The 6,614-nt window shown below is 71.7% G+C and carries 3 protein-coding genes; all 3 read left to right on the top strand.

The features are described from left to right. The coding region (locus GCN78_RS28685; RefSeq protein ID WP_152254730.1) for a non-ribosomal peptide synthetase at positions 1-1,540 on the top strand (1,540 nt) is incomplete at its 5' end. A 4-nt stretch (positions 1,541-1,544) separates the two neighbouring features. Further along, positions 1,545-4,901 carry a non-ribosomal peptide synthetase gene (locus tag GCN78_RS28680; RefSeq protein ID WP_152254729.1) on the top strand — a complete coding sequence of 1,119 codons (3,357 nt, stop codon included), beginning with the start codon at positions 1,545-1,547 and terminating at the stop codon, positions 4,899-4,901. Then, positions 4,898-6,614: condensation domain-containing protein (locus GCN78_RS28675; RefSeq protein ID WP_226939872.1), on the top strand; the 1,717-nt coding region annotated here is incomplete at its 3' end. The genes GCN78_RS28680 and GCN78_RS28675, both read left to right, overlap by 4 nt.

Below are 6,614 nucleotides of genomic sequence, written 5' to 3'. Positions count from 1 at the left end.
GCCCGCCGGCGGCCCGCCGCTGCTGCTGGCCGAGCCGGGCGCGGCGCCCGCCAGCAGCCTGCCCGATACCGATCCCGCCGTCGCCGGCATCGACGCACGGTCGCTGGCCTACGTGATGTACACCTCTGGCTCGACGGGCATGCCGAAAGGCGTGATGGTCGAGCACCGCAACATCGTGCGCCTGGCCGTCGACAGCGGCTTTGCCCCGCTGGAGCACGGCGACCGCGTGGCCCACTGCGCCAACCCCGCCTTCGACGCGGCCACCTGGGAGCTGTGGGCGCCGCTGCTGAACGGCGCCTCGGTGCTGGTGTTCGACCAGGACACGCTGCTCGATCCGGTGCGCTTCAACCGCGCGCTGGCCGATGGCGGCGTGACGGCCCTGTGGCTGACGGCGGGCCTGTTCCACGAATATGCGGACGCGCTGGAAGCGGCGTTCGGCGGCCTGCGCTGGCTGCTGGCGGGCGGCGACGTGCTCGATCCGCAGGTGGTGGCGCGGGTGATGGGCAAGGCGCACCCGCCGCGCCATCTGCTCAATGGCTACGGCCCCACCGAAACGACGACGTTCGCCACCACCCATGCCGTGACGGGCGCGCCGCACGAGGCGCGGGCCATTCCCATCGGCCGGCCCATCGGCAACACGCAGGTCTACCTGCTCGATCCCCTGGGCCAGCCCGTGCCCGTGGGCGTGCCCGGCGAGATCCATATCGGCGGCGACGGCGTGGCGCGCGGCTACCTGAACCTGCCGCAGCACAGCGCCGAGCGCTTCATCGCCGACCCGTTCTCGGCGCAGCCAGGCGCGCGCCTGTACCGCAGCGGCGACCTGGGCAAGTGGCGCGCGGACGGCAGCATCGAATTTGCCGGCCGCAACGACTTCCAGGTGAAGATCCGCGGCTACCGCATCGAGCCGGGCGAGATCGAGACGCGCCTGGCCGCCTGCGCCGGCGTGCGCGAGGCGCTGGTGCTGGCACGCGAGGACAGCCCCGGCGACAAGCGCCTGGTGGCCTACCTGACGGCCGCCGACGGCTTCGACGTGGCCGCCGCGCGCGAAGCGCTGCGCGCCCAGCTGCCCGCCTACATGCTGCCAGCGGCGTTTGTCGTGCTGCCGCGCTGGCCGCTGAACGCCAACGGCAAGGTGGACCGCCATGCCTTGCCCGACCCGGCCGACGTGGCCGTGGACACGCCGGCGGCGGCCCTGTCGGCCGAGCAGGAAACCCTGGCGCGGCTGTGGCGCCCCCTGCTGCGCCTGGCAGGCGTGGGACCCGGCGACAGCTTTTTCGACGTCGGCGGCAACTCGCTGCTGGCGACGCGGCTGGTGGCGCGCATCGGCCAGCACTACGCCATCGATTTCCCGCTGCGCGCCGTGTTCGACGCGCCGCGGCTGGCGCAGATGGCCGACGCCATCGCCCTGCAGCTGGCCAGCCAGCATGCGGACGCACTCGACGAACTCTTGAAACAACTTGACAACCTGAGCGACGAACAGGCCAGCGCGCAATTGCAGCACGCGCCCGCGCCCGTCGGCGACTCGCCTATCCTGGGATGATGACATGACTGATTTGAACCAACGCCTGGCCGGCCTGTCGCCGGAAAAACGCGCGCTGCTGATGCAGCAGCTGAGCAAGCAGGCGGCGCCCGCCGCCCGCCGGGAAATCACGCGCCAGCCCCGGCCCGCGCGCATTCCCGTCTCGCATGCACAGAACCGCCTGTGGTTCCTGGAACAGATGGACCCGAATTCGGCCACCTACAACGTGCCGTCGGCGATGTGGATGCGCGGGCGGCCCGACTGCGCCATCCTGCAGCGCAGCCTCGATGAAATCGTGCGCCGCCATGAGGTGCTGCGCACGGCCATCGTCACCGACGACGCGGGACCGCAGCAGCGCATCCTGCCGCCGGCGCCCGTGCCGCTGCGCCGCGTCAGCCTGGAGCATGTGCCGGCCGCGCAGCGGCGCGAGGAAGCGGCCGCGCTGGCGCAGCAGGAAGCGGGCACGCCGTTCAACTTCAGCACGGGGCCGTTGCTGCGCGCCGTGCTCATCAGCCTGGACGAGGAACAGCACCTGTTCGTGCTGAACGGCCACCACATCGCGCTCGACGGCTGGTCCTACACCATCATCTACACGGAACTGTGTCAGCTGTACGACGCCTATTGCGCGGGACTGCCGTCGCCGCTGGCCGAGGTCCCGCTGCAGTACGCCGACTACACGCTGTGGCAGAACGCCCTGCTCGACGACGAGGGCGAGACCATGCGCAAGCAGTTCGCCTACTGGCAGCAGCGCCTCGTCAGCCACCCGCCCGTGCTGGAGCTGCCGGGCGACCGTCCGCGCCCGGCGCAGCAAAGCCGGCGCGGCGCGGCCTCCGTGCACCGCCTCGACCCGACCCTGTATGACGGATTGAAACGCCTGAGCCGCCAGGAAGGCGCGACGCCGTTCATGGTGTTTGCCGCGGCCTTCAAGGCGCTGCTGGCGCGCTACACGGGCCAGCTCGACCTCGTCATCGGCATGGGCGTGGCGAACCGGCCGCGCCAGGAACTCGAGGCGCTGGTGGGCTTTTTCGCCAATACCCTGGCGCTGCGCACGGACCTGACGGGCGACCCCACCTTCCGCGAACTGCTGGCGCGCGTCAAGGACGGCACCCTGGGCGCGTATGCGCACCAGGACATGCCCGTCGAACGCCTGCTCGACGTGCTGAAGATCGACCGTTCGCTGAGCCACTCGCCCCTGTTCCAGGTGATGCTGTTCTTCCAGAACTTCCCGTCCGAGGAAATCCGCCTGCACGGGCTGGTGCTGTCGCCGATCGAGCCGGGCGTCATCTCGTCGGGCACCTCGCGCGTCGACCTGACCCTGTTCGCCAGCGAGGAAAACCAGGGCCTGGCCATGTACATCGAATACGCGACCGACCTGTTCGACGCAGCCACCATCGCCGCCATGGCGGGCCACCTGCAGCAACTGCTGCAAAGCGCGCTGGGCGATCCGGACCGCCGCCTGTCCGAGCTGGAGCTGCTGACGCCCGCCGAGCGGCGCAGCGTGCTGCACGACTGGAACGACACGGCGCGCGCCCTGCCGGCCGGCGGCGCCCTGACGGCGCATGCGCTGTTCGAGGCGCAGGCGGCGCGCACGCCGCAAGCCATCGCCCTGTCGCACCTGGGACGGGAACTCAGTTACGCGGAGCTGGACCAGCGCGCCGATGCGCTGGCGCGCCACCTGCTGGCGCGCGGCGTGCAGCCGGGCGAACTGGTGGGACTGTTCGTCAAGCGCTCGCCCGACATGCTGGTGGCGCTGCTGGGCATCCTCAAGGCGGGCGCCGCCTACGTGCCGCTCGACCCCATCTACCCGGCCGAACGCATCGCCTTCATGCTCGACGATGCGCAAACGCGCTGCGTCGTCACGCAGCGCGCGCTGGCGCCGCTGCTGCCGGCCAGCGGCCCGGCCCTGGTGCTGCTGGAAGAGGCGCGCCTGAACGAAGTGGCGCCGCCCGCGCGCGTGGCGGCGGGCGAGACGGCCTACGTCATCTATACCTCCGGCTCGACGGGCCGGCCCAAGGGCGTGCGCCTGCCGCACGGCGCCGTCGTCAACTTCCTGCTGTCCATGAAGGAGCGGCCCGGCATCACGGCCGCAGGCCGCCTGTGCGCCGTCACCACCCTGTCGTTCGACATCGCCGTGCTGGAACTGCTGCTGCCGCTGACGGTGGGGGCGCGCATCGAGATCGCCGACCCGGCCACGGCGGCCGACGGCATGGAGCTGGCGCGCCTGCTCGACAGCTCGCAGGCGAGCATGCTGCAGGCGACGCCCGCCACCTGGCGCATGCTGCTCGACGCGGGCTGGCAAAGCCGTCCCGGCATGACCATGCTGTGCGGCGGCGAGGCGCTGAGCCGCGAACTGGCCGACCGCCTGCTGACCGGCGGCGGCACCCTGTGGAATATGTACGGCCCCACGGAGACGACGATCTGGTCGAGCGTGGAAAAAATCGAGGCGGACGGCGCGCCGATCGCCATCGGTCGTCCCATCGCCAATACGCGCCTGTACGTGGCCGACGCCTTCCTGCAGCCGCTGCCGCCCGGCATCCCGGGCGAACTGCTGATCGGCGGCGCCGGCGTGGCGCAGGGCTACCATGCGCGCCCCGAACTGACGGCGGAAAAATTCCTCGCCGACCCCCATTCGCCGGAGCCGGGAGCGCGCCTGTACCGCACGGGCGACCTGGCGCGCTGGAGCCGCCACGGCAACATGGAAGTGCTGGGCCGCATCGACAACCAGGTCAAGCTGCGCGGCTACCGTATCGAGCTGGGCGAGATCGAAGCCGTGCTGGGCGACCAGGCGGGCGTACGCCAGGCCGTCGTCATCTGCCGCGAAGACCGTCCCGGCGACAAGCGCCTGGTGGCCTATCTGCTATCGCAGCCGGGCCAGGTGCTGCAGGCGGCGGCCCTGCGCGACGCCATCGCGCCGCAGCTGCCCGACTACATGCTGCCCTCGGCCTACGTGATGCTCGAACACCTGCCGATGACGCCGAACGGCAAGGTCGACCGCAATGCCCTGCCCGTGCCCGACATCGAGGCGGCACCCGGCCACAGCTATGTCGCGCCGCGCAACGGCGACGAGGAAATCCTGTGCGGCCTGTGGCAGGAAGTGCTGGGCCTCGAGCGCGTGGGCATCGAGGACAACTTCTTCAAGCTGGGCGGCCACTCGCTGCTGGCCACGCAGCTGGTGATGCGCGCGCAAAAGGCGTTTGGCGGCGAACTCAGTCTGCGCCTGCTGTTCGAGGCGCCCACGGTGGCCGCCTTCGGCGCGGCCCTGATGCGCAACCGCCTCGACAGCGTGGATGCGGGCGACCTGGCCAGCATGCTGGATCAGCTGGAAGGCCTTTCGGACGACAACATCGAAGCGCTGCTGGGCGGCGCACTGGAAAACACATGAGCCTATCCCCCCTCCATGACGACCCGCGCCTGGCGCGCCTGACGCCGCGGCAGCTGGCCCTGCTGCGCCAGCGTCTGGCCGCAGGCGCCGCGCCGCAAATATCCATGAGCGATGCCGTGGGCGCCCTGCCGCCGCTGGCCGACGGCACGCCGCTGCCGCAGTCGCCGGCGCAGCAGCGCATGTGGTTCTTCGAGCGCCTGCAGCCGGGCACGGGCGCCTATCACCTGTACCAGCACTGCCGCCTGAGCGGCGCGCTGGACGCCGCCGCGCTGGAAGCGGCATTTGCCGCCATCGTCGCGCGCCACGCGGCACTGCGCACGGGCTTTGGCGAGGAAGGCGGCCAGCCGCTGCAGACGGTGGCGGCGCACGCACCCTTCACCCTGCAGCGCCTGGATCTGTCGCAGCTGGACTTCGCCGCCGCGCACGCGGCCGCGCTCGATTACGCGGGCGCCGAGACGCAGCGCCCATTCGACCTGGCCCGCCCGCCGCTGCTGCGCGCCAGCCTGGTGACCCTGGCGCCGCAGGAGTACGCGCTGATCGTGGTGCTGCACCATATCATCGCCGACGCCTGGTCGCTCAACGTGCTGTATGGCGAGCTGCAGGCCCTGTACCGCGCCCACGCCACAGGCGCGCCGTCGCCGCTGGCGCCCTTGCCGCTGGCCTTCCCCGACATCGTGCGCTGGCAAGCCTCGCCGCCGCGCCAGGCCGCGCTGGCGCGCCAGGTGGCCTTCTGGCACCAGGCGCTCGACGGCAGCAGCGGCATGCTGGAACTGCCGGCCGACGCGCCGCGCGGCCCCAGCCTGTCGCCCGCCGGCGAACGCCACGCCTTCGTGGTGCCGCCCGCCTTGTCCCGCTCCTTCAAGGCCGTGGCGCAGGCCGAGGGCGCGACCCTTTTCATGGCCCTGCTGTCGGCCTTCCAGGTGCTGCTGGCGCGCCTGGCCAGCCAGGATGACGTGGTGGTCGGCACCCCCGTGGCCAACCGCGACGCGCCGGAGTCCGAACCGCTGATCGGCCTGTTCGTCAACACCCTGGCCCTGCGCGCGGACCTGTCGGACGATCCCGCCTTTACCGCCCTGCTGGCGCGCAACCGCCAGCACTTCCTCGACGCCCTGGCGCATGCGGAAGCGCCGCTGGAGCGCATCCTCGACGGCTTGCGCATCGAGCGCGTGCCGGGGCGCAGCACCCTGTTCCAGACCATGTTCGTGCTGCAGGCGCCCGCCGCCAGCGCCAGCGAGGAAGCGGCGCAGGCGGCCTGGCACGGTCTGCGTCCCGGCCCGTTCGAGCCGCCATTCAAGGCGGCCCGCTTCGAGATCACCCTGTCGATGGTGGAGCTCGACGGCGCGCTGTCCGGCGTCATCGACTACAGCGTGGCCCTGTTCGAGCCAGCCACCATCGCCCGCATGGCGGAACAATTCACGCAGCTGCTGGCAGCCATCGTGCAGGCGCCCGCCACACCAGTGTTGCGCCTGGACCTGCTGCCAGCCGCGCAGCGGGCGCAGTTGCTGGCCCTGGGCGATGGCGGCGCGCATGCGGACGCGCCGGGCTTGCCCGATGGCGGTCTGCATGCGCTGCTGGCGCGCCAGGCCGCGCTCACGCCGCAGGCCGCGGCCATCATGGATGACGATATTGAACTGGGCTATGCGCAGCTGCACGCGGCGGCCACCGCCCTGGCCGCGCGCCTGCAGGCGGCGGGCGCGCGGCCGGGCAGCCACG

This window comes from Janthinobacterium rivuli (assembly GCF_009208735.1).
Classification (GTDB): domain Bacteria; phylum Pseudomonadota; class Gammaproteobacteria; order Burkholderiales; family Burkholderiaceae_D; genus Janthinobacterium.
The sequence above is the reverse complement of the archived record's forward strand: the minus strand, read 5'-3'. Positions and strand labels throughout refer to the sequence as shown.